The 22,826-nt window shown below is 70.5% G+C and carries 21 protein-coding genes and 1 riboswitch; of the genes, 14 read left to right on the top strand and 7 right to left on the bottom strand.

Annotation, left to right across the window (positions count from 1 at the left end):
* Positions 1-59 precede the first annotated feature (59 nt).
* Positions 60-1,088, top strand: a complete 1,029-nt coding sequence (locus SACAZDRAFT_RS20285) for a DNA polymerase III subunit beta family protein (protein ID WP_005444765.1) — start codon at positions 60-62, stop codon at positions 1,086-1,088.
* A gap of 76 nt (positions 1,089-1,164) precedes the next feature.
* Here the strand turns inward: SACAZDRAFT_RS20285 and SACAZDRAFT_RS20280 are convergent, their stop codons facing one another.
* Positions 1,165-1,491 (bottom strand): DUF4231 domain-containing protein, encoded by a 327-nt coding sequence (locus tag SACAZDRAFT_RS20280; RefSeq protein ID WP_005444764.1) that lies wholly within the window; start codon positions 1,489-1,491, stop codon positions 1,165-1,167.
* Between the two features lie 293 nt (positions 1,492-1,784).
* Between SACAZDRAFT_RS20280 and SACAZDRAFT_RS20275 the strand changes: the two genes are divergently transcribed.
* From SACAZDRAFT_RS20275 to SACAZDRAFT_RS20245, 7 genes are all read left to right on the top strand, one after another.
* Positions 1,785-3,200 carry an MBL fold metallo-hydrolase gene (locus tag SACAZDRAFT_RS20275; protein ID WP_005444761.1) on the top strand — a complete coding sequence of 472 codons (1,416 nt, stop codon included), beginning with the start codon at positions 1,785-1,787 and terminating at the stop codon, positions 3,198-3,200.
* 52 nt (positions 3,201-3,252) lie between these two features.
* Entirely contained in the window at positions 3,253-3,846 is a 594-nt protein-coding gene (locus tag SACAZDRAFT_RS20270) for a rhodanese-like domain-containing protein (RefSeq protein WP_005444759.1), read from the top strand.
* A 69-nt stretch (positions 3,847-3,915) separates the two neighbouring features.
* Entirely contained in the window at positions 3,916-4,788 is an 873-nt protein-coding gene (locus tag SACAZDRAFT_RS20265; RefSeq protein ID WP_005444757.1) for a sulfite exporter TauE/SafE family protein, read from the top strand.
* 86 nt (positions 4,789-4,874) lie between these two features.
* On the top strand, positions 4,875-5,153 hold the full coding sequence (locus SACAZDRAFT_RS20260; RefSeq protein ID WP_005444755.1) for a metal-sensitive transcriptional regulator: 279 nt from the start codon (positions 4,875-4,877) through the stop codon (positions 5,151-5,153).
* Between the two features lie 130 nt (positions 5,154-5,283).
* The gene (locus SACAZDRAFT_RS20255) at positions 5,284-6,570 is read left to right on the top strand and encodes a multidrug effflux MFS transporter (protein ID WP_005444753.1); all 1,287 of its coding nucleotides are present in this window, start codon (positions 5,284-5,286) and stop codon (positions 6,568-6,570) included.
* 40 nt (positions 6,571-6,610) lie between these two features.
* The gene (locus SACAZDRAFT_RS20250; RefSeq protein WP_005444751.1) at positions 6,611-6,826 is read left to right on the top strand and encodes a hypothetical protein; all 216 of its coding nucleotides are present in this window, start codon (positions 6,611-6,613) and stop codon (positions 6,824-6,826) included.
* A 132-nt stretch (positions 6,827-6,958) separates the two neighbouring features.
* Positions 6,959-7,621, top strand: coding sequence for an O-methyltransferase (locus SACAZDRAFT_RS20245; RefSeq protein ID WP_005444748.1), 663 nt, complete (start codon positions 6,959-6,961; stop codon positions 7,619-7,621).
* Positions 7,622-7,716: 95 nt separating this feature from the next.
* Here SACAZDRAFT_RS20245 and glyA read toward each other — a convergent pair whose 3' ends face one another.
* From glyA to SACAZDRAFT_RS20220, 5 genes are all read right to left on the bottom strand, one after another.
* Complete coding sequence (gene glyA / locus SACAZDRAFT_RS20240; protein ID WP_005444746.1) at positions 7,717-8,988, bottom strand: serine hydroxymethyltransferase; 1,272 nt, start codon at positions 8,986-8,988, stop codon at positions 7,717-7,719.
* A gap of 1 nt (position 8,989) precedes the next feature.
* Entirely contained in the window at positions 8,990-9,382 is a 393-nt protein-coding gene (gcvH, locus tag SACAZDRAFT_RS20235) for a glycine cleavage system protein GcvH (RefSeq protein ID WP_005444744.1), read from the bottom strand.
* Between the two features lie 5 nt (positions 9,383-9,387).
* Positions 9,388-10,515 carry a glycine cleavage system aminomethyltransferase GcvT gene (gene gcvT, locus SACAZDRAFT_RS20230; RefSeq protein ID WP_005444742.1) on the bottom strand — a complete coding sequence of 376 codons (1,128 nt, stop codon included), beginning with the start codon at positions 10,513-10,515 and terminating at the stop codon, positions 9,388-9,390.
* The gene (gene gcvP, locus SACAZDRAFT_RS20225) at positions 10,512-13,403 is read right to left on the bottom strand and encodes an aminomethyl-transferring glycine dehydrogenase (RefSeq protein ID WP_005444741.1); all 2,892 of its coding nucleotides are present in this window, start codon (positions 13,401-13,403) and stop codon (positions 10,512-10,514) included. Before gcvP ends, gcvT begins: the two co-directional genes overlap by 4 nt.
* A 47-nt stretch (positions 13,404-13,450) precedes the next feature.
* Positions 13,451-13,552: riboswitch (glycine riboswitch) on the bottom strand.
* 285 nt (positions 13,553-13,837) lie between these two features.
* A complete protein-coding gene (locus SACAZDRAFT_RS20220) occupies positions 13,838-14,614 on the bottom strand; it encodes a DeoR/GlpR family DNA-binding transcription regulator (protein WP_005444739.1) in 777 nt (258 codons plus the stop codon).
* A gap of 202 nt (positions 14,615-14,816) precedes the next feature.
* Between SACAZDRAFT_RS20220 and SACAZDRAFT_RS20215 the strand changes: the two genes are divergently transcribed.
* The 3 genes from SACAZDRAFT_RS20215 (at position 14,817) to SACAZDRAFT_RS20205 (ending at position 18,467) form a co-directional block, all read left to right on the top strand.
* Complete coding sequence (locus tag SACAZDRAFT_RS20215) at positions 14,817-16,301, top strand: FGGY-family carbohydrate kinase (RefSeq protein ID WP_005444737.1); 1,485 nt, start codon at positions 14,817-14,819, stop codon at positions 16,299-16,301.
* Between the two features lie 61 nt (positions 16,302-16,362).
* Positions 16,363-17,859, top strand: coding sequence for an FGGY-family carbohydrate kinase (locus tag SACAZDRAFT_RS20210; protein WP_005444736.1), 1,497 nt, complete (start codon positions 16,363-16,365; stop codon positions 17,857-17,859).
* Complete coding sequence (locus SACAZDRAFT_RS20205; RefSeq protein ID WP_005444735.1) at positions 17,856-18,467, top strand: histidine phosphatase family protein; 612 nt, start codon at positions 17,856-17,858, stop codon at positions 18,465-18,467. The genes SACAZDRAFT_RS20210 and SACAZDRAFT_RS20205 overlap by 4 nt, the downstream gene beginning before the upstream one ends.
* Before the next feature lie 42 nt (positions 18,468-18,509).
* Here the strand turns inward: SACAZDRAFT_RS20205 and SACAZDRAFT_RS20200 are convergent, their stop codons facing one another.
* Entirely contained in the window at positions 18,510-19,673 is a 1,164-nt protein-coding gene (locus tag SACAZDRAFT_RS20200; protein ID WP_005444734.1) for a phospholipase D-like domain-containing protein, read from the bottom strand.
* A 312-nt stretch (positions 19,674-19,985) separates the two neighbouring features.
* Here SACAZDRAFT_RS20200 and SACAZDRAFT_RS20195 point away from each other — a divergent pair, with 312 nt between their 5' ends.
* The 3 genes from SACAZDRAFT_RS20195 to SACAZDRAFT_RS20185 are packed head-to-tail and all read left to right on the top strand — an operon-like array spanning position 19,986 to position 22,826.
* Complete coding sequence (locus SACAZDRAFT_RS20195) at positions 19,986-20,951, top strand: DUF6772 family protein (RefSeq protein WP_005444732.1); 966 nt, start codon at positions 19,986-19,988, stop codon at positions 20,949-20,951.
* A gap of 6 nt (positions 20,952-20,957) precedes the next feature.
* Positions 20,958-21,293, top strand: coding sequence for a hypothetical protein (locus tag SACAZDRAFT_RS20190; protein WP_005444730.1), 336 nt, complete (start codon positions 20,958-20,960; stop codon positions 21,291-21,293).
* Positions 21,294-21,308: 15 nt separating this feature from the next.
* The gene (locus tag SACAZDRAFT_RS20185) at positions 21,309-22,826 is read left to right on the top strand and encodes an ABC transporter substrate-binding protein (RefSeq protein WP_005444729.1); all 1,518 of its coding nucleotides are present in this window, start codon (positions 21,309-21,311) and stop codon (positions 22,824-22,826) included.

The following is a 22,826-nucleotide window of genomic DNA, read 5'->3' as shown; positions in this document are numbered from 1 at the left end:
GTCGTGCCGGGCATCCTACGGTTGACCTTCGAGCCGGTCGAAGCCCCAGACTCGGCGTCATGGACACGATCAGTGCCTTCGCGCGGCGCGTCGGGCTCACTCCGAGCGCGCTGCGCTTCTACGACGACTGCGGCGTCCTGCCGCCCGCCCGCGTGGACCCGGACACCGGCTACCGCTACTACAGCGCCGATCAGGAACACGCGGCCGCGCTCCTGCGCACCCTCCGGCAGGCCGAGGTGCCACTCGCCGACATCACCGCCGTGCTCACAGGTGCTCCGTCCGTGGCCCGCGACGTTCTCACCGCACACGCCCGGCGGTTGCGGGCCCGCGCCGACTCCGCGCACGCGGCGGTCGAGGCCGCCCTGCGGATGGTGGAGCTGCCCACCCACGGCGAGGTGTCCGTCGGTGGTGCGGAGCTCGCGAGCGCGATCCGCCAGGTGCAGTCCGCGGCCGCGCGCTCCGGCGACATCGCGGAACTGCGCTGCGTGCTCGTGGAGTGGACCGCCGAGGTGCTGCGGCTGGTGGCCACCGACCGCTACCGCCTCGCGGTGCGCGAGCTCGTGCCGACGTCGGTGGTGGGACCGGCGAACCACGTACTCGTCCCGGTCGACGCGCTGGTGGACGCGCTGCCGTGGGCGGTGCGCCACGACGTCGTGCGGTGCGTACTCGCCTCGGACGGCGCGCGACTCGTCGCGCAGCGCTCCGACGGCGACCCGGCGGAGTTGCCGCTGCCCTCGGTCGACGGGGAGTTCCCCGACTACCGCCTGCTGCTCGACGCGCTGCCCGCGCGGGAGTGCCGGGTCGTGACCGACCGCGTCGCGCTGCTCGACGCGCTCGCCGCCGCCGACGGCACCGTCGTGTTGGAGACCGCCGCCGAGGCGGTGCACGTGGGCGAGCGCACCGTGCCCGCCGTGTGCTCGGGAACGGCACGGCTCGGCTTCGACCCCGCCGTGCTCGCGCCCGCGGTCGACGCCGGTGTCGGCCCCGACGTGCTGCTGGAGATCGTCGCCCCCGACCGGCCCACGATCGTCCGTTCCGCCGACCAGGGCAGTTTCACCACACTCGTGATGCCCGTGCTCCTCGACTGACCCGAAAGGACCCACCACAGTGGACACGAACAACCCCGTCGTGCGCCTGTGCCGGGTTCCGCCGAGCGGCACCGGGCTACGGACGCGACTGGTTGACCACCACCGCCGGGAAGCTCAGGTCCTGGAAGAACACCTGCGCTTCCTCGCCCCGGATCTCGCTCAACGTCGCCAGGAAGGCCTTGGTGGACGCGACGACGTCCGCATCGCTCGGCCGGTTCTCCGGCGCCAGTGCCGCACGCCAGTTCCAGTACTCGGCGGTGATGGTGCGTTCGGTGTTGCGCAGGAGCACCCACGACTGGTCCCACCGGTAGAACGTGTGCAGGCCGGTGAGGACCGCGACGGACACCCCCGCCGCCGAAACCGCCTGCGGTTGCCAGGCGAAGTCCGTGGTGGTGAACTTCATCCGGTCGGCTCCTCTCGTGGTCGACGACTCCCGCCGGAACCGTGCAGCGATCAAGTTACGCCTTCGAAGATCGCGTCAGGCGATTGAACCGGAACAGTGCTGGGCACGGCAACGCAGTTGGGTGTCTCCAGCCTCATCGGCCCCGCGTCAGGGGCCAGGAGGCACGCCGTGGCCGCATCTCGTGGTTCACGCATCACCGCGTCGACTCCCCCGGTGAGCGAACCACGGTTGCATACACCCGGGGGTATATGTCAGAGTGGGGAGGAATCCGGACCCGAAAGAGAAGAGATGCCATGCTGCTCGAACGCCTTTACGACGACGATCTCGCCCAGGCCAGCTACTTCGTCGGGTGCCAGGCCACAGGAGAGGCGGTCGTGGTCGACCCGCGACGCGACGTCCGCGAGTACCTCGACCTGGCACGGCGGCACGGAATGCGGATCACGGCGGTCACGGAGACCCACATCCACGCCGACTACCTCTCCGGTACGCGAGAACTGGGAGCGGCGACCGGAGCGCACGTCTACGTCTCGGGAGAAGGCGGACAGGACTGGCAATACGCCTTCGACGCCACCCGCCTGTACGACGGCGACGCCCTCACCGTCGGCAACATCACGATGCAGGCCCGCCACACGCCCGGGCACACACCGGAACACCTCTCGTTCCTGATCACCGACGGCGCGTTCAGCGACGAGCCGGGATACCTGCTCTCCGGCGACTTCGTCTTCGCGGGAGATCTGGGCCGCCCCGACCTGCTCGACGAGGCGGCCGGCGCGGAGGACACCCGCTTCGCCGGTGCCCGGCAGATCTTCGCCAGCCTTCGCGACACGTTCCTGGCACTCCCCGACCACGTGCAGGTCTACCCCGGCCACGGCGCGGGCAGCGCCTGCGGCAAGGCACTGGGTGCCCTTCCCGCGACCACGGTCGGCTACGAACGCCGCAACGCCTGGTGGGCGCCGTACCTGCGGGACGGCGACGAGCAGGGGTTCGTCGACGAGTTGCTGGGCGGGCAACCGGACGCCCACGCGTACTTCGCCCGGATGAAGCGGCAGAACAGGGAAGGGCCGCGTATCCTGGGCTCCCTGCCCGCGCTGACGGAGCTGGCGAACGACGAGATCGTGCGCGCTCTCGAGAAGGACGAACTCGTGTTCGTCGACACCCGGCCCCACACCGAGGTCCACCAGGGCACGGTGCCGGGCGCGCTGAACATCCCCGGACCCGCCAAGGCCGCGAGCTTCGGCGCCTGGGCCTACGACCCCGAGGCCGAGAGCACACCACTCGTGTTGCTGGCGCCCGACGGGGACACGGCCCGCACCGTGCGGGATCACCTGCTGCGGGTCGGCATCGACCACGTCGCCGGCTACACGACCGGCCTCGACGGCCTGCCCACCGCCCGGCCGGCGCTCGTCGCACCCGCCGACCTGGAACGCTCGGAGGCCGCACTCGTGCTGGACGTCCGGAACAAGACCGAACACGCCGCCGGACACATCCCCGGTTCCGAGCAGCTCAGCGCGGGACGGGTGCTGTGGCACCTGGACGAGCTGCCCGAGGGCGGCACCATCGTGACGTACTGCCAGAGCGGGGCGCGTAACTCCGTGGCCGCAGGCGCTCTGCGCCGGGCAGGCTACGACGTCGTCGAGCTCGACGGCAGCTACGCGGGCTGGTCGGCCTGGGACGAGTCCCGGCGGGGCACCCGCGACGCCCCTGCCTGACCCGGGCGGGCACCAGTCTTACCCAACCCACTGCTCCTTGGAGGAGAAACCCATGCGCAAAGCCGTCACCGGCACGTCCATCGACGCGCACACGCTGAAGAAGCGCATCGCGGACCATGAGGCGCTCACGATCATCGACGTGCGCACACCGGCGGAGTTCGCGTCGACTCACATCAGTGGCTCCCACAATCTCCCGCTGGCGGAACTGTCCCAGCGCACCCAGGAACTCGCCGAGCACCTGAACGACGCCGTGGTGCTCGTCTGCCAGTCGGGAGTACGGGCCGTCCAGGCACAGCAACAGCTGGCCGCGGCGGGCATCGACAACACCGAGGTCCTCACCGGCGGCGTCCCCGCCTTCGAGTCGGCAGGCGGCCGCGTCGTCCGCGGTGCCCAACGCTGGGCCATGGACCGTCAAGTTCGTCTGACCGCGGGATCCCTGGTGCTGCTCGGCTTCCTCGGGTCCAAGCTGGTCAGCCCCCGCCTCGGCTACCTCTCGGCCGCCATCGGTGCGGGGCTGACGTTCTCGGCGGTGACCAACTCCTGCGGTCTGGCCGCGGTACTCGCACGAATGCCGTGGAACAGAACACCCGGCCACACCGCGGACGGCGGCACCTGTGGCCTGCCGGCCTCGCGCCGCACGTCCTGAGGCAGCGGTGTGCCGGATCGACACCGACGATGAGTCACGAGAGGCCGTAGCGCGTAGCGAGGAGGACACATGGAAGCCGGCCTGATCATCGTCCTGCTTCTCGCCGTGCTTGTGGGCGTCTCGCTGGGTCTGCTCGGTGGCGGGGGCTCCATCCTGACGGTGCCGCTGCTCGCCTACGTCGCGGACATGCCCGCGAAGGAAGCCATCGCCGCGTCGCTGTTCGTGGTGGGCACCACCTCACTGCTCAGCGTCGTCGCACACGCGAGGAAGCGCAACGTCCGCTGGCGTAGTGGTCTGCTGTTCGGAGCGGCCGGCATGGTGGGCTCCTTCGCCGGCGGCCTCGCCGGCGGTTACCTTCCGGACACCGTCCTGATGATCGCTTTCGCTGTCGTGATGGTCGCCACGGCCGCGGCGATGATCCGGGGGAGGAAGCGGGTCATCGCCGGCTCCGGGACGCAACACCAGGAGCTGCCCCTGCGACGGATCATCCCCGACGGACTCGTCGTGGGCCTGGTCACCGGAGTCGTCGGCGCCGGTGGCGGGTTCCTCGTCGTACCCGCGCTGGTGTTGCTCGGCGGGCTGTCCATGCCGGTCGCGGTCGGCACCTCGCTGGTGGTGATAGCGATGAAGTCCTTCTCGGGGCTTGCCGGTTATCTCACCACGGTCAACCTCGACTGGCCCCCGGTCCTCGGCGTCACCGCCGCGGCCGTCGCCGGATCGCTGCTCGGCACCCTGCTGACGTCCCGAGTACCGGAAACGGCGTTGCGCAAGGGGTTCGGCGTCTTCGTGCTGGTCATGGGCGTGTTCGTGCTGAGCCGGGAACTCCCGTCGCCCGCGGGGCTCGTGGTCGCCGTCGTCGCGATGGCGCTCGCCGGCCTGACGCTCGTCTGCCGCCTGACCGCCGTGCGCTGCCCACTCCTGTCACGGTCGCGACCACAGTGACGCCGGAACGATCACTGCCGGACATCCTCCCCGGCTCGCCGACCGGTGTGGAACGCTTCCGTACGTCCCGTAGAAAGTGAGTGTCCATGAGGAAAGCAGACCCTGAGACTCAACGACGGATCCTCAACCGGCTCAAACGCGCTCGCGGTCAGCTCGACGGCGTCATCGCGGCCGTCGAGAACGACGGCTCCTGCCGGGACATCGTCACCCAGCTCGCCGCCGTCTCGACCGCCCTCGACAGAGCAGGCTTCACGATCGTGTCCAACGCCATGAAGTACTGCATCACCGATCCCGAGGAAGCCGCCGAGGTCGAGGACGGCCTGACGACCGAGGAACTGGAGAAGCTGTTCCTCGCACTGTCGTGATCAACGACGACACGACGAGCCCCGACCTGTCCGGTTATCGACAAGATCACACTCCTCGCGGAAACAGTCAGGGCTCCTCGTCGGTTGTGTCTGGTCGGTACCAGCGATCACAACGAACTCGGGAGGTCGGGTGGCCGCGCGCACGGCGGTGAACGAGGTTCGGACGACGACATCCACCCACTCGACCCCACCGGGGCCGACCTCTCGACCTCCTCGCACCGCCCGCTACGCGCTGCTGCTCGGCGGGCTCACCGCGTTCGGGCCGCTGTCCATCGACATGTACCTGCCCGCGCTCCCCGTGATGGCGAGTGAACTGCGCTCCACCGACACGCAGCTGCAGCTCACGCTCGCCGTGTTCCTCGTGGGGCTCGGCATCGGTCAGCTCGTCGCCGGACCGCTGTCCGACGCCTTCGGCCGGCGCAGACCACTGCTCGTCGGTGTGGTGGTGTTCGCCGCGGCGTCCGCGGTCGCGGCCCTCAGCCCGTCCGTGCCCGCGCTGATCGCCGCCAGAGCGGTGCAGGCGCTGGGCGCGGCCACCGGCATGGTGATCGCGCGGGCAGCGGTGCGCGACCTCTACTCGGGTGTCGCGATGGCGCGCTTCTTCTCCACCCTCATGCTCGTGACCGGCGTCGCGCCGGTCCTCGCGCCTCTGCTCGGGGGACAACTGCTGCGCTGGACGTCGTGGCGCGGCATCTTCGTGGCTCTCACCGCGTTCGGGATCGTGCTCCTCGTGGTCGCCGCCCTCGCGTTGCCCGAGACGCTCCCCCGGCACCACCGCCGTTCCGCCCGGCTCGGCCCCATCGCCCGCACGTACGCGGCACTGCTGTCCGACCGGATCTTCGTCGGGCACGCGCTCACCGTGGGCCTGGCCTTCGCCGCGATGTTCGCCTACATCTCCGGCTCCAGCTTCGTGCTCCAACACACGTACGGCCTCACCCCCGCCGAGTACGGCCTCGTGTTCGGGCTCAACGGGCTCGGCCTCGTGCTGGTCGGGCAGATCAACGGCAGGCTGGTCAGCCGCTTCGCCCCCAGGACACTGCTGCGCACCGGCCTCGCGATGGCCACCGCCGGCGGGCTCGGCGTCGTGGCGGCCGCGGCGACGGACGCGTCGTTGCCGCTGCTGCTCGTGCCGCTGTTCGTCACCATCTCGTCCGTGGGCATGGTCGGGCCGAACGCCACCACGCTCGCTTTGACCGACCATCCCGACTCGGCAGGGTCGGCCTCCGCCCTGCTGGGCCTGGTGCAGTTCCTCGTCGGCGGCGGCACGTCCCCGATCGTCGGGCTGCTCGGCGGGTCGGCGCTCGCGATGGCGGCCGTGATGGCGACGGCCACCGCAGCAGCGCTGGTGGTGTCCGTGTCGCTCACGCGGGCGGCGTCGTCGCACGAAATCGGTCGAATCGATCACCAGGACCGGTGATTGCGACTACAGTCGCTGCGGATGACACGAAGGGGGCTGGGTGAATTCGCGTGACGAGTGGGCTGTCCCCTGCCGCGATCTGGCCGGGCGACGGCGCGAACTGATGGTCTTCGTCAATGCGGGTCGCGTCGTGCTCGTCGCGCCTCCGGGCGAAGCGGCCGTGCTGACCTCGCTCGACGTGGGCAGGCTCAGAGCCGCTCTGCGCGACGCGGTGGTGCACGCCGACGACGCCCCGGAAGAAGCCCTCGACGACTGAATCCCCGCCCAGCCGCGCCTCCCGCACGCGTGTCCGCGACCTGCGCACGCGTGTCCGCACTTCCCGCACGCGTGTTCGCCCTTCCCGGACGACGACCCCACGCCGCCCACCGCGCGGAGCTAGCCTCACGGCATGAACCGAGACCAGTGGTCCGCCGTCGACCACTACTTCGCTCAGCAGCTCGCCCCGCACGACGACGTCCTCGACGCCACACAGCGGTCGGCCGCGGAGGCGGGGCTGCCCGACATCGCCGTGGCGGCGAACCAGGGGAAACTGCTGCACCTGCTCGCCCGCCTCGTGGACGCCCGCCGCATCCTGGAGATCGGCACCCTGGGCGGCTACTCGACCATCTGGCTCGCCCGGGCCCTGCCCGCCGACGGACGGGTCGTGACGATCGAGGCCGATCCCAGCCACGCCGACGTCGCGCGGCGCAACATCGAACGCGCCGGACTGGCGGACCGCGTGGACATCCGGGTCGGGAAGGCGCTCGACGTGCTGCCCACGCTCGACTCCAACCCGCCGGTCGACCTGGCGTTCATCGACGCCGACAAGGCCAACAACCCGCACTACGTGCGGTGGGCGTTGGACCTCGCACGGCCCGGCAGCGTGATCGTCGTGGACAACGTCGTGCGCGGAGGCCGGGTGACGGACGCGGACAGCGACGATCCCTCCGTGCGCGGCACACGGGAGGCGATCGAGCTGCTGCGCGACGAGCCACGGCTCGACGCCACCGCGCTCCAGACCGTGGGCGTCAAGGGTTACGACGGGCTCGCCATCGCCCTCGTCACGTCCTGACGCCGCCGGACCTCCCCGGCGTGTCCGCGACGTGCGAACACGCGTGCGTGAAGTGCGGACACGCGTGCGCAGAGCGCGGACACGCCGGGACAGGGTCAGGAAAGGTCGGCGTAGAGCGGGTGCTTCTCGGCGAGCGTCGTCACGCGGGAGCGCAGCTCCTCGCGGGTGGCGTCGGAGAAGCCCGGCTGCAACGCCGTGGCGATGATGTCGGCGACCTCGGCGAAGTCGTCGGCACCGAAACCGCGCGTGGCCAGCGCCGGCGTGCCGATGCGCAGGCCCGACGTCACCATCGGCGGACGCGGGTCGAACGGCACGGCGTTGCGGTTCACCGTGATACCGATGCTGTGCAGGCGGTCCTCGGCCTGCTTGCCGTCGAGCTCCGAGTTCACGAGGTCCACGAGCACCAGGTGCACGTCGGTGCCGCCGGTCAGCACCCGGACGCCCGCCGAGGCGCAGTCGTCCGCGGACAGCCGCTCGGCGAGGATCGTCGCGCCCGCGAGCACGCGCTCCTGCCGCTCCCGGAACTCCTCGCTCGCGGCGATCTTCAGCGCCACGGCCTTGCCCGCGATGACGTGCTCCAGCGGCCCGCCCTGCTGGCCGGGGAACACCGCCGAGTTGATCTTCTTGGCGTACTCCTGCTTCGACAGCACGATCCCGCCACGCGGGCCGCCCAGCGTCTTGTGCGTCGTGGTGGTCACGACGTCGGCGTAGGGCACGGGGCTCGGGTGCAGACCCGCCGCCACCAGACCCGCGAAGTGCGCCATGTCGACCATGAGCTTGGCGCCCACGGCGTCGGCGATCCGCCGAAACTCCGCGAAGTCGAGCTGCCGCGGGTAGGCCGACCACCCGGCGATGATCAGCTTCGGCTTGTGCTCGGTGGCGAGGCGCTCGACCTCGGCCATGTCGACCCGGCCGGTCTCGTTGTCGACGTGGTAGGCGACGACGTTGTAGAGCTTGCCGGAGAAGTTGAGCTTCATGCCGTGCGTGAGGTGCCCGCCGTGCGCGAGGTCGAGACCGAGGATGGTGTCGCCCGGCTCCAGCAGGGCGACCATCGCGGCGGCGTTGGCCTGCGCACCCGAGTGCGGCTGCACGTTGGCGTGCTCGGCCCCGAAGAGCTCCTTGGCCCGCTCGATGGCGAGGGTCTCGACGACGTCGACGTGCTCACAACCGCCGTAGTAGCGTCGGCCGGGGTACCCCTCGGCGTACTTGTTGGTGAGCACAGAGCCCTGCGCCTCGAGAACGCCGGCGGGCGCGAAGTTCTCGGACGCGATCATCTCCAGTGTCGACTGCTGGCGATGCAGCTCGGCGGCGACCGCCGTGGCGACCTCCGGGTCGACCGTGGCGAGGTCGGCGTCGAACGAGTTCATGTCAGCCCTCCTGAATCAGCGCGGCATAGGCGTCGGCGTCGAGCAGCTCGGGCACCGACTCGGCGCGGACCGTGAACAGCCAGCCCGCGTCGTAGGGGTCGGCGTTGACGGTCTCGGGCGAGTCCACGACGGACTCGTTGACCTCGACGACCTCACCGGTCACCGGCGCGTACAACTCGCTGACGGACTTGGTCGACTCGATCTCGCCGCACACCTCACCCGCTGTGACGGTACTACCCGCCTCGGGGAGCTGGACGAAGACCACGTCGCCGAGTGACTCGGCGGCGAACGCGGTGACGCCGATCGTCACGACGTCGTCACTGCCCGTACGGATCCATTCGTGCTCGCGGCTGTAGCGCAGGTCCTGCGGAATGTTGGGTTGCGTCTGGGACAACGGAGTCAGCCTTTCGTGGAGGGGCGCTTGTAGAAGGGCAGGGACACGACCTCGACGGCGGCCGCACGGCCGCGGATGTCGACGGACAGGGACGTTCCGGACTCGGCGACGTCACACGTGACGTAGGCCATCGCGATCGGGTAGCCGAGCGTCGGAGACAGCGCGCCACTCGTGACCTCGCCGACCTCGCGGTCGCCGTCGAGGACACGGTAGCCGTGACGAGGGGCACGCCGACCTTCGCCACGCAGGCCCACGAGCACGCCGTCGGGCTCGCCGACACGCTCCAGCGCGGAGCGGCCCACGAAGTCGCCGGGCTTGTCGAACTTCACCATGCGGCCCATGTTCGCGTGGAACGGGGTGCGTGCGCGGGTCAACTCGTTGCCGTAGAGCGGCATGCCGGCTTCCAGCCGCAGCGTGTCGCGGCAGGCCAGCCCCGCGGGCAGCAGTCCGCGGGAGGCGCCGATCTCGGCGAGCCGCCGCCATGTGGCGACAGCGGCGTCGGCGCCGCTGCCACCCGTGTCGATGAACAGCTCGAAGCCGTCCTCGCCCGTGTAGCCGGTGCGCGCGAGCAGCACCTCGTGCTCGCCGACGGAGGCGCGCATACTCGCGAAGTAGCGCAGCGAGTCGAGCTCGGCGCCGGTGGCCTCGGCCACGATGGCCGCCGACGCGGGTCCCTGCACGGCGATGAGCGCCGTGCGCTCGCTGACGTCGGTGACCGTGGCGTCGAACTTCTCGCTCCGCTCGCGCAGGGCGTCGGCCACGAGTGCCGCGTTGCCCGCGTTGGCGACCACGAGGTAGCGCTCCTCGTCGAGGCGGTAGACGACGAGGTCGTCGAGCACGCCGCCGTCGACGTCGCACAGCATCGTGTAGCGGGCGCGACCGACCGACATGCCCGACAGGTTGCCGATCAGCGCGTAGTCCAACGCGCGGCCCGCCTCGGGGCCGCTCACCTCGATCTCGCCCATGTGGGAGAGGTCGAACTGCCCGGCCGCCTCGCGTACGGCGCGGTGCTCGGCCAGCTCACTGGAGTACCGGACGGGCATCGACCAGCCCGCGAACTCGGTGAACGACGCTCCGAGCTCCGCGTGCACCTCGTGCAACGGGGTGGTCGACGGCTGGGATGTTGCGGTCACGACACCGAACCTGCGCTTTCGTAGGAGGAGACGGGCGGGCAGGAGCAGACGAGATTGCGGTCGCCGTAGGCGCCTTCGATGCGCCGCACCGGGGCCCAGTACTTGCCCTTCGGCGAGGTGCGGCCCGGGTACACGGCGGTGCGCCGGTCGTAGGGCAGGGTCCAGTCCCCGGCGAGCTGCTCGGCCGTGTGCGGCGCGTTGCGCAGCGGGCTGTCCTCCACCGACCAGGTGCCGTTCGCGACCTCGTCGATCTCGCGGCGGATGGCGATCATCGCGTCGCAGAACCGGTCGAGTTCGGTGAGGTCCTCGCTCTCGGTGGGCTCCACCATGAGCGTGCCGGGCACGGGGAACGACATGGTCGGCGCGTGGAAGCCGTAGTCGATGAGCCGCTTGGCGACGTCGTCGACGGTGACGCCGGTCTGCTTGGTCAGCCCGCGCAGGTCGAGGATGCACTCGTGGGCCACCAGCCCGTCCTGTCCGGTGTAGAGCACCGGGTAGTGCGGGGCGAGGCGCGCGGCGACGTAGTTGGCGCTCAACACGGCGACCTTCGTCGCGTCGGTGAGTCCCGGCGCCCCCATCATGCGCACGTACGCCCAGGAGATCGGCAGGATCGACGCCGATCCGAACGGTGCCGCCGAGATCGGTCCGACGCCGGTCTCCGGACCGGCCTCGGGCGCGAGCGGGTGGTTCGGCAGGTACGGCGCGAGGTGGGCGCGCACGGCGACGGGTCCGACGCCGGGCCCGCCACCGCCGTGGGGGATGCAGAACGTCTTGTGCAGGTTCAGGTGCGAGACGTCGCCACCGAACTCGCCCGGCTTGGCCAGCCCGAGCAACGCGTTGAGGTTCGCGCCGTCGACGTAGACCTGACCGCCCGCGTCGTGCACGATCTCGGCCAGCTCGCGGATGCCGGTCTCGTACACGCCGTGCGTGGACGGGTAGGTGACCATGATCGCGGACAGCGTGTCGCGGTGGGCGTCGACCTTGGCTCGCAGGTCGTCGAGGTCCACGTCGCCGTCCGCCGTGCACGAGACGACGACCACGCGCATCCCGGCCAGCACGGCCGACGCCGCGTTGGTGCCGTGCGCCGACGACGGGATGAGGCACACGTCGCGCTCGGGCTGCCCGTTCGCGCGGTGGTAGGCGCGGATCGCCAGCAACCCGGCGAGCTCGCCCTGGCTGCCCGCGTTGGGTTGCAGCGAGACGTTGTCGTAGCCGGTGACCTCGGCCAGCCAGCGGGACAGCTGCGCGACGAGCTCGCGGTAGCCCTCGGAGTCCTCGGCGGGCGCGAACGGGTGGATGTTCGCGAACTCCGGCCAGGTGATCGGCTCCATCTCGGTGGTGGCGTTGAGCTTCATCGTGCACGAACCGAGCGGGATCATGCCGCGGTCGAGCGCGTAGTCCGAGTCGGCGAGCCTGCGCAGGTAGCGCAGCATCGCGGTCTCCGACCGGTAGGAGTGGAAGACCTCGTGGGTGAGGTACTCGCCGGTGCGTTCGAGACCGGACGGGAACGCCGTCCGCGAGGCCGCCTGCGGCGTGGCCTGGACGCCGAACGCGCCGAGCACCGCGGCCAGCACCTCCGGGGCCGTCACCTCGTCGCACGCCACCCGCACGTGGTCGGCGTCGACGCCACCGAGGTTCACCCCGGCTTCGCGGGCGGCGGCCAGCACCTCGTCGGCGCGGCCGGGCACGCGCGCGAGCACGGTGTCGAAGAAGTGGTCGTGCACGACCTCGACGCCGCCGGAGCGCAGGGCGTCGGCCAGCGCGACCGCGTGGCCGTGAACGCGCTCGGCGATGCGCCGGAGCCCGTCGGGGCCGTGGTACACGGCGTACATCGACGCCATCACGGCGAGCAGGACCTGAGCGGTGCAGATGTTGCTCGTGGCCTTCTCCCGCCGGATGTGCTGCTCGCGTGTCTGCAGCGCGAGCCGGTAGGCGGGGGCGCCGTCGGTGTCGATCGAGACGCCGACGAGCCTGCCGGGCAGCGACCGTTCCAACCCGGCACGCACGGCGAGGTAGCCGGCGTGCGGGCCGCCGTAGCCGAGCGGCACGCCGAAGCGCTGGGTGGTGCCGGCCGCGAGGTCCGCGCCGAACTCACCGGGCGAGGTGAGCAGGGTGAGGGCGAGCAGGTCGGCGGCCATGCAGTAGAGCGCCTTGACCTCCTTGGCCGCCTCACCGATCCGGCGGTAGAAGTCGGGCTCGCGCAGCACACCGGACGCACCCGGGTACTGCACGACGACACCGAAGAAGTCCTCGGGCAGCCCCTGCGACAGGTCGCGGACGTCGACCTCGACGCCCACCGCCTGCGCCCGGGTGCGCACCACCGCGATCGTCTGCGGCAGGCACTCGGCGTCGACGACCACCCTGTCGGACTTCGACTTCGACGCGCGCTTCATCAGCATCACGGCCTCGGCCACGGCCGTGCCCTCGTCGAGCAGGGACGCGTTCGCGGTCGTCAGGCCCGTGAGGTCGGAGACGGCGGTCTGGAAGTTCAGCAGCGCCTCCAGCCGCCCCTGCGAGATCTCCGGCTGGTACGGCGTGTAGGCCGTGTACCAGGCGGGGTTCTCCAGCACGTTGCGGCGGATGACAGCCGGGGTGACGGTGTCGTAGTAGCCCAGTCCGATCATCTGGGTCATGGGGCGGTTGCGGCGTGCGAGTTCGCGCAGCTCGGCGATCGCCTGCTCCTCCGACGCGGGTGCGGGCAGCCGCAACTCACCGTCGGTGCGGATCGCGGTGGGCACGGCGGCCGCCACGAGCGCGTCGACACTGCCGAAGCCGCACTCGGCCACCATCTTGGCCTGTTCGGCAGGCCCCGGGCCGATGTGCCGGGAGGCGAACGCCGACGTCGACGGTGGCACGGACGACACGGACGACGCGGGTGACACGGACATGGGAGCTCCTTCTCGCCGTACCACAGGGCTACCCACCCTGTGCTGGGAACTCCCCCTCTGTCATGGGCACCTGAGAGTTTCACCGCGCGAACGCGCGGCTTACACCTTGGGTGAGGCACGCGGAGTGCCTGCTTTCCAGAGTGGCCTCGCCGTGAGCGGTAGGTGGACCTGAGAGATTGTGGGGCGTTTACTCCTTCGGTGCCCCGCCGACAAGGCGCGGGGACTCTCCCGCTCGGGCTCGATCGGCCGCGATATCCAGTTGTGACTTCGGTTGTCGAGCAGACCGTACCGACCGCAACGGGGTCAGTCCACAACGCGCGGTGAACGGTGACGCAGACCGCTCATCGACCTCGACAGTACCCCCGTGGTCCCGGACGGGCCGACCACCCGGAACCCGGTGGAATCAGCCGCCGTGGGCTCGGACGAACCGGCGCCTACGGCACGCCGACCACCGTCAACGTGGCGCCGCTGTCGCGGACCCGCCGCTGCTCGGCCACCGGGAGCCCGTCGTCGGCGAGCACGAGGTCGAAGTGCGACAACGGCGCCAGCGCGTACAGGCCGTCGCGGGTGAACTTCGTGTGGTCGACGACCAGCACCGACCGCGACGCCGACGCCAGCATCGCGCGCTTGACCTGCACCGTGGCCTGCGAATGGTGGTAACAGCGGTTGCCCGCGACCGCGGTGGTCGACATGAAGAACGTGTCGGCCCGGACCTTCGCCACGCCCTCCGCGGTGTAGAGCCCGAGGAACGCGTCGTAGGCCGGGAAGTACTCGCCGCCGAGCGCGATCAGCGTGATGCCCGGAACACCCGCGAGCATCGTCACGACCGGTTGGAAGTAGGTGATCACGGTCAGCGGGGCGCGTTCGGCGAGGCGTTCGGCGAGGTGCAGGCACGTGGTGCTCTCGTCGAGCATCACGGTGTCGCCGGGCCGCACCTGCTCCAGGGCCGCGGCGGCGAGTGCGCGTTTCTCGCGCGCCATCGCGGTGCGGCGCTGGGCGATGTCGCCGTGGAACGTCTCCGACGGTGCGGCGGTCGCCCCGCCCCGCACCCGCGCGAGCCAGCCCTGTGTCTGCAGCGCGTCGAGATCGCGGTGGATCGTCATCACGCTGACGCCGAACTCCTCCGCCAGCGCGGACGCCCGCACGAAACCGTCCGCCCGGACCCGGTCCTTGATCAGCGCGCGCCGCCGCGACCGGATGGTGCCGTCCATGCCGTGCTCCCGTGTGAAGAAATGTGAACTTCCGCGCACCGACGTCGGCGGTCGACCAACTCTACCAGCGACGACGACGTTTTCCGGCGACACTTCTTCACACCACACCCGTCCTGGGCGCCGTGCGATTGCGATCGGGCCATTGCCCGAACCGGCCGCCGGGGGTGTGCTGGACGCGGAGTGTGCGACGAAGGAGGGCGGGATGTCGGCGATCGCGATCGACGCCGGAACCTCGCTGATCAAGGCCGTGGTCTTCGACGACGACGGACGCGAGGTCGCGGTGGCGCGGCGGGAGACGGAGGTCCGCAGGCCTCACCCCGGGTGGGCCGAGCAGGACATGGACTCCGTGTGGACGGCCGTGGCCGACGCGGTGCGCGAGGTCCTGCCCGCCGCACCCGACGGCGTCCGTTTCCTCTCGCTGACCGCGCAGGGTGACGGCTGCTGGCTGGTCGACGACCGGGGCGAGCCCACCGGACCGGCGATCCTCTGGTCCGACGGTCGCGGCGCGGAGATCGTCGAAACGTGGCTGCGGGACGGCGTGGCGCAGGAGGCGTTCCGGATCAACGGCTCGCTCGGCTTCGCCGGACTGCCCCACGCGATCCTCACCTGGCTCCGGGAGCACGACCCCGAACGCCTTCGCGCGTCCGCGACCGCGCTCACCTGCGGCGGTTGGCTGTTCTCCCGCCTCACGGACGTCGTGGGCGTGGACTCCTCCGACGCCTCCGTCCCGCTGCTCGACCCGAGGACCCGGTCGTACTCCGCCGCGCTGCTGTCCCTGTTCGACCTGGAGTGGGCCCGCCGGTTCCTGCCCCGGGTGCTCGACGGCGCCGACACGACGGCGGGCCTGTCGCGCCGGGCGGCGGGCGAACTCGGACTCCCCGAGGGCACGCCCGTGGTGCTCGCGCCGTACGACGTGGCCTCGACGGCCCTGGGCGCGGGTGCCACGGAAGCCGGGCTGGCCTGCACGATCCTCGGGACGACGCTGTGCACGGAGGTGTTCACCGACACCGTCGAGACCTCCGACACTTCCGGCGCGCCGTCGGGGCTCACCCTCCTGCTCAGCTCCGGCACCGAGGTCGTCCGTGCCTTCCCGACGCTGGCCGGCACCGAGGTACTCGGCTGGGCGTGCCGCCTCCTGGGCCTGGACCACCCGCGTGGCCTGAGCACACTCGCCGAGCAGGCCGCCCCGGGTGCGAACGGGCTGACGTTCCTGCCCTACCTCTCGCCCGCCGGGGAACGCGTTCCGTTCCTGGACACGGCGGCGCGGGGCACGTTCTGGGGGCTGAGCCTCGAACACGGGCGCGACGCCGTCGCCCTCGCCGTGTTCGAGGGCCTCACGATGGTCGTCAGGGACTGCCTCGCGGCGACCACGGCGGAGGTCACCGAGCTGCGGGTCTGCGGCGGTGGTGCGAACAGCGAGCTGTGGTGCCGCCTCATCGCCGACGTCACGGGCGTGCGCGTCGTGCGTCCGGCCGACGGCGAGGTGGGAGCCAAGGGCGCCTTCCTGAGCGGCCTCGTCGCCACCGGCGCGGAGCCCGACATGACGAGCGCGGCGAGCCGGCACGTGCGGCTGGACCGCACCTACGAACCCGAGCCCGGCCGCGTCGGGCACTACGCCGAGCAGTACGAGAGGTTCCGCGCGCTGCGCGACGTCTCCGCGCAGGGCTGGCACCTCGGGACCCGGTGACGGGGCGCCCGTCCGGACAGGACAGTCCCGAACCCCGCTACACGACACAGGAAGAATCGACATGGCAACCAGTACGCGCCCTTCGACCGGTCGCCACGCCCCCGTGTGGCTCGGCCTCGACATCGGCACCCAGAGCGTGCGGTGTGTGGCCACCGAGCGGACCGGTGCCGTGGTGGCGAGCGCGTCCCGGCCGCTGGACAGCGCGCGACGAGAACGACGGCACGAGCAGGATCCGGAGCAGTGGTGGTCGGCGCTCGCCACGGCCTGCGCCGAGGCGACGAGCGCGCTGGGCTCCCGGCCGGTGCGCGGGCTGTCCCTGTGCGCGACGTCGGGCACGATCCTGCTCGCCGACACCGAGCTGCGTCCCCTCACCCCCGCGCTGATGTACGACGACGCGCGGGCGGCCGACGAGGTCGGCCGGGTGCACGAGGCCGGCGCCGCGCTGTGGGAGTCGCTGGGCTACCGCCCGCAGGCGTCGTGGGCGCTGCCGAAGCTGCTGTGGTTGCTGCGCCACCACCCGCCCACCGACCGGACCCGCCTGCTGCACCAGGCCGACTACCTCACGGGGAAGCTCGCGGGACGGCTCACCGCGGTCGATTCGAGCCACGCGTTGAAGACCGGCTACGACCTCGACGGCGAACGCTGGCCCACCGACGTCGTCGACGCGCTCGGCATCCCGGCGCACGTGCTGCCCGAGGTGGTGCGCCCCGGCACGCCCCTCGGCGAGGTGTGCGCCGCGGCGGCGGAGGCGACGGGCATCCCGGCGGGCACACCGATCGTCGCGGGGATGACCGACGGCTGCGCGTCGGTGCTGGGCTCCGGGACGTTCTCGGTCGGGTCGTGGAACAGCGTTCTCGGCACCACGCTCGTCCTCAAGGGCGTCACCGACAACCGGCTGCACGACCCGTTGGGCGTCGTCTACTCCCACCGCGCCCCGGACGGCAACTGGCTCCCGGGCGGTGCGTCCAGCGTGGGCGCGGGAGTCCTCAGCGACCTCTTCGCCGGGGCGGATCTCGACCGGCTCACCGCGCTGGCGGCCGACCGTCCGACCACGACACTCGTGACGTATCCGTTGGTGTCGCAGGGCGAGCGGTTCCCGTTCGTCGCCGCCGAGGCGCAGCGGTTCACACTCGGCACGCCCGCCGACGAGGTGGACGCCTACGCCGCCGTGCTGCGCGGTGTCGCGTTCGTCGAACGGCTCTGCTTCGACTACCTCGACCTGCTCGGCGCCCCCGTCGACGGCACCCTGACCACGACCGGGGGCGGCGCGCGCAACGAGTACTGGACCCGGGTGCGCGCGACCACGCTCGGCCGCCCGCTCACCGTTCCCGGCAACGCCGATCCCGCCGTGGGCATGGCGTTGCTCGCCCGGTCCGCCGAGTCGTCGCTCGCCGAGGCCGCGCGCGAGACCGTCCGCGACACCGTGACCGTCGAACCCGTCGCCGCCGACACCGACGTCCTCACCGAGGGCTACCTGACCCTGATCGACGCCTTGCGCGAGCGAGGCTGGCTGCCCACCGAACTGGCCGACCACGCACACCACCGGAGCACGCGATGACCGAACTCGTTCTCGTCCGCCACGGCGAAACCGTCTGGCACGACGGCAACCGTTACGCCGGCCGCACCGACGTGGCCTTGACCGACCACGGCAGGCGGCAGGCCGAGGTGCTGGGCGGCTGGTCGGCCACGGCCGAACTCGACGCGGTGTGGGTGTCGCCGCTGTCCCGCGCGCGGGAGACGGCCGAACCGGTCGCCCGCGCGACCGGGCTCGACCCGCACGTCGACGAGCGCATCGTCGAACTCGACTTCGGCCGGGGCGAAGGCCTCACCGCCGAGGAGATGAACCGCGACTTCCCCGAGGCGCGCGCCGCGTTCGTCGACGACCCCGTGACGCACTACCTGCCCGGCGGGGAGGACCCGGTGCTCGCGGTGAAGCGGATGACGGGCTACGCCACCGACATCGCGCGCGAGCACCCCGACGGCCGGGTACTCGTCGTCGGGCACTCCACGGCCCACCGTCTGCTGCTGTGCCACCTGCTGGGGTTGCCGCTGCGCTCGTACCGCTCGGTGTTCCCGGTGTTCCGCAACTGCGCCATCACCACGGTGCGCTGGGACGGGACGGGGCAGGCGGCGTTGCTGGAGTTCAACACCCCGGTGCAGTACTGACCCGGGTCGCGGGCACGTGCGGTGTCCGCGACCCGGCACCGGTCACCGCGCGGCGGCGTACATCTGCTCGAAGTTCTCGCGGTAGTCGTCGTAGACCGACCTCAGGTTCGTCATGATCATCGCCTCGTCGTTGCGACGCAGGGACGTGTGGTTGAAGTTCGGGCTGCCGGTCAGCACTCGTCGGGCGTCGGCGTCACCCGCGACGTCGCCCTCGACGATCAGGTACTTCGAGTGGATCCGGCCCGGCAGCGCGGCGGAGTCGTCCAGTGTCCGCGCGGTGATGTCGTCGTGGCTCGACAGCAACGCCTCGACGTCGTCGTCCACCGGCCCGTGCACGATCCGGATCTCGCAGCCCTGCTCGGCCAACTCGACGAGCCGTTCCGCGATGCCCACGCGATAGCTGTCCCATTCGGACATTCCGATAAGGACGGTGGTGCCGCTGTCACACCCGACCTCGTCGAGGAACTCCTCGATCGGATCGCCTTGCGCACGCGGGAAGAAGTGCGCCCGCACGAACCCGCCCGGCATCCCGGTGGTGACGGTGCGGTAGTAGTCGTCGTCCTGCTGTTCCCGTGCGAGGTCGGCGAAGTAGGACGCGTAGGCGTCGTAGAGGCGGCGGTTCTCCACGATGGTCGTGGCGTTGTTCCAGTACACCGACGAGTTGAGGTCGGTGAAGTTGGCCGACGACTGCACCACCACGTCGGAGCGGCCACCGGTACGCGAGAACAGGTAGAACTTGTTGTGCTGCCCCTTGGTTCCGATGCACGAGGACGTGTTGCCCTCCGGAGAGAGGTTGCCGCACACGTGCAGCCAGGAGGCCCGCGTCTCGTCGGTGCCGAGTGCGTCCCGCAGGGCGGTCGCGGCGGGAGTGTCGTCCTGCCAGCCGTCGAGGACCACCTGTACGTCGACGCCGCGCCGGTGTGCCTTGAGCAGCTCGTCGACGAAATCCTGCCCCGCGTCGCCGGAGACGACGAAGTGGGCCAGCCGGATGGTCGAGCCGGGCTCGGCCTGCTTGACCAGTGAACAGATCTGCTCGACCACGCCGGTCGGATGTCCGGCGGCGGGGTTGTTGAACGCCGTTCCGGTACGCACCGGCACGGCGGGCGCATCGGCACACGGCCGGAGTTCCGGCTCCGCCGCGGCGGGAGGCGCCGCCAGCAGGGAGACGGTGACGGCGGCGGAGGCGAGAACGGCCCTGACACGCATGGGATCTCCTTCCCCAGAAGAAGCGCCGCCGTGTTGCTCGGGACGGTCGGCGCAGGACGTGCTGCGACGAGAACGCGGCACGACACCGCCGTGCGGAAAAGTCGTCGCGCAGCGGTGCCACCGTAGAAGTGAACGTTAACGGGAGCGCTAACGCTAAGTGGCGTGCACGCTGCCGTCAAGCCTCGATTTTCCTTGGTCCACACCGTTGACTTGGCGACCACGGCCGGGTTAGCTTTCCCACCACGGAGCCGAATGATCGCTCACGTTAACGTTAATCCTCTCCCTACGCCCTGTCTCCAGGAGCTGAAAACGTTGGGTAACACCACTGACACCGACCTGTCCGCACAACTGCGGCGGGCCATGCTCGACGCCGATCCGGCGTTGTCGCGGTACAACCCGCTGTCGCGCATCCTCGTCTTCGACCAGTTCAACTCCGGCACCCACGGCTGGACCGAACTGATCGGCAACCACGACGGCAAGGGCGACCTCGACACCGTCGACGCCCACATGAAGGACTTCCGCCCGCCGCAGCTCAGCTCCTGCACGTTCTTCGACACCGGAACCCACGGGGCGATGACCGGCACCTACGCGCTGAAGGTGTCGACCCGCCCGCTCGCCGGGCACACGGGCGTGGCGATCCGCAGGCTCACCATGGCCAAGAAGGGCCTCGTGCAGTTCGAGACCTACTTCACCTACAAGGCCGAAGCCTCGTCGGAGGAGAACCGCGCGTACGAGCAGGCCGGAGCCGGTGAGTGGGACGGCAACATCCACCCGTCGGAGCAGCAGTTCGGCGCCTTCACCATCGCCACCGACATCTGCGACGACCGGGGCGTGCGCTACCACAACGTCATCCGCTACCAGAACACCGACCTGGAGAACCGGTTCACCCGCCGCTGGATGTACCCCGTGGTGCCCGAACCGACGCCGCGCGAGCACCTGGAGGGCAAGGCCAACCTCGGCCCGACGGATGACTTCACCGCGCCGAATCCCGAGGACTGGCGCGCCTTCGGCGAACCGCAGTCGTTCTGCTACAACGAGGTGCCCACCAAGGTCAACTGGCACTACCTGCGCTGGCAGATCGACACCGAGGCGCAGCGCAACGTCGAGCTGCAGGTCAACGACCGCGTGTACGACATGCGCGACATCCCCGTGCCCGCGTACGAGGAGCGCTACGACTCGCTCGACAACCTGCTCAACTTCTACGTCAGCACCCGCACGCACACCAACGTCCGCAACTTCATGTTCCTGGACTCGGTGCTCATCTCGGTGGATTGGTAGGTCCTCATGCGACAGACGCAGACAGCGGTTCTCGAACGTTATCGGGTTTTCGACGGCGACTTCGCCACCGAGCCGTTCGAAGCGGCCTGGGCCGGTGAGGCCCGCTGGTTCGTGCAGGTGCTGGAAAGCTCCACGCCGACCACCCGGCTGCGCCTCACCACCCAGATCTCGCCCGACGGCCTGCACTGGTGCGACGCCGAAGTGCCCCCGCAGGTCGTCGAGGGAACCACGCTGCACTCGTGGCCGGTGCGCGAGTTCGGGCAGTGGCTGCGCATCAAGGGAACCGTTGAGGGAGAAGGGGAATCGGTCAAGGTGCAGATCTACCTCACCCTCAAAGAGTGAGTCCTGGAGGATTCCATGGCGACCCCCTTCGACCGGCGTAGCTTTCTCAAGATCAGCAGTCTGAGTCTCGCCGGCGCCTACCTCGCCGCCTGCAGTTTCGGAGGCGGCACCCGAGCCGGAGCCGAGGGCCTGTTGCGGGCGGCGTTCAGCCAGCCGATCAACGACCTCGACCCGCACGGGCCCAGTAGCGTCGACGAGAGCACTCTGCTCGCGAGCAGGCTCATCTACGACACGCTCATCCGGCGCGACGGCGAGAAGCTGGCGCCGAGCGTCGCCACGTCGTGGGAACAGACCGCTCCCACGACGTGGGTCCTCACCTTGCGGGACGACGTGAGGTTCCACGACGGGACTCCGCTGACCGCGCGGGACGTCAAGGCCTCGCTGGAGCGTGTCCGGGATGCGGGCACGGCGCAGTCCGCGCTGTGGACGTCGGTCGTCGAGGTGGAGGCCCCCGACGACCACACCGTGCGGGTGGTCACCGAGGAACCCCTGGGCACGCTGCCGGTGAACCTCACGCTGATGTTCATCCTCCCCGCGGACAAGATGGACAGTGACGGCTTCTTCCGCAAGCCCATCGGCAGCGGCCCGTTCCGGGTCGAGTCGTTCACTCCCTCCGCCACGCTGGAACTCGCGGCGGCGGACTACTGGGGCGGCAAGCCCACCCTGGAACGGGCGGCACTGCCGCACATCCCGGAGACGTCCAGCCAGATCACCGCGTTGCGGACCGGCGAGCTGGACGTCCTCTGGCCGGTGCCGCCCGACCAGATCCGGCAACTCGACGGCCGCGACGGCATCACGTTGGAGACGGTGCCGAGCTATGCGTACTACTTCAACTGGTTCAACTGCGGCCGCGAGCCGTTCACCGACCCGCGCGTGCGCCGAGCACTGTGGAAGGCCGTGGACGTCGCGACCATCGTCGAGAACCTGTACGGGCCGGGCGCGGAGCTCATGACCGCGCCCATCCCGTCGACCGTGTTCGGGCACGCACCCCAGCAGCCGTATCCGTACGACCCGGAAGGAGCCAAGCGGGAGCTGGCCGCGGCGGGCCTGGGCGACGGGTTCCGCACGTCGTTGATGTGGTTCTCCGGCACGGGCCCGCTCGCCGACGGACTCGCCCAGGCGATGATCTCGGACTGGGCGAAGATCGGCGTCGTCGTGGAGGCGCAGAACGTGGAGAAGGCCGTGTGGCTGCAACGTCTCAACGACAAGGACTTCGACATGGACCTGCAGATCAACACGGTCACGACGGGCGATGCCGATTTCACGTTGGGCAGGTTGTACGACTCGGCCGCGGACCGGATGGGCTACGCCAACGAGGAGCTCGACACGATCCTGCGCCAGGCACACAGGGAGTCCGACCAGACCACACGCCGCGAGTTGTACGCCGAGGCGTGCCGGATCATCTGGGACGACGCCGTCGGTATCTTCCCAGCTGCGTTGGTCAGCACCTACGCGCTGCGCAGTGACGTGAAGGGCTTCGAACCCGTTCCGAGCAACCAGCCGGACCTGCGCGGCGTGAGGCTCGAGAACTGA

The organism is Saccharomonospora azurea NA-128 (assembly GCF_000231055.2).
Classification (GTDB): Bacteria; Actinomycetota; Actinomycetes; order Mycobacteriales; family Pseudonocardiaceae; genus Saccharomonospora; species Saccharomonospora azurea.
Note: the sequence above shows the minus strand (reverse complement) of the source record. Positions and strands in the feature narration are given on the sequence as shown.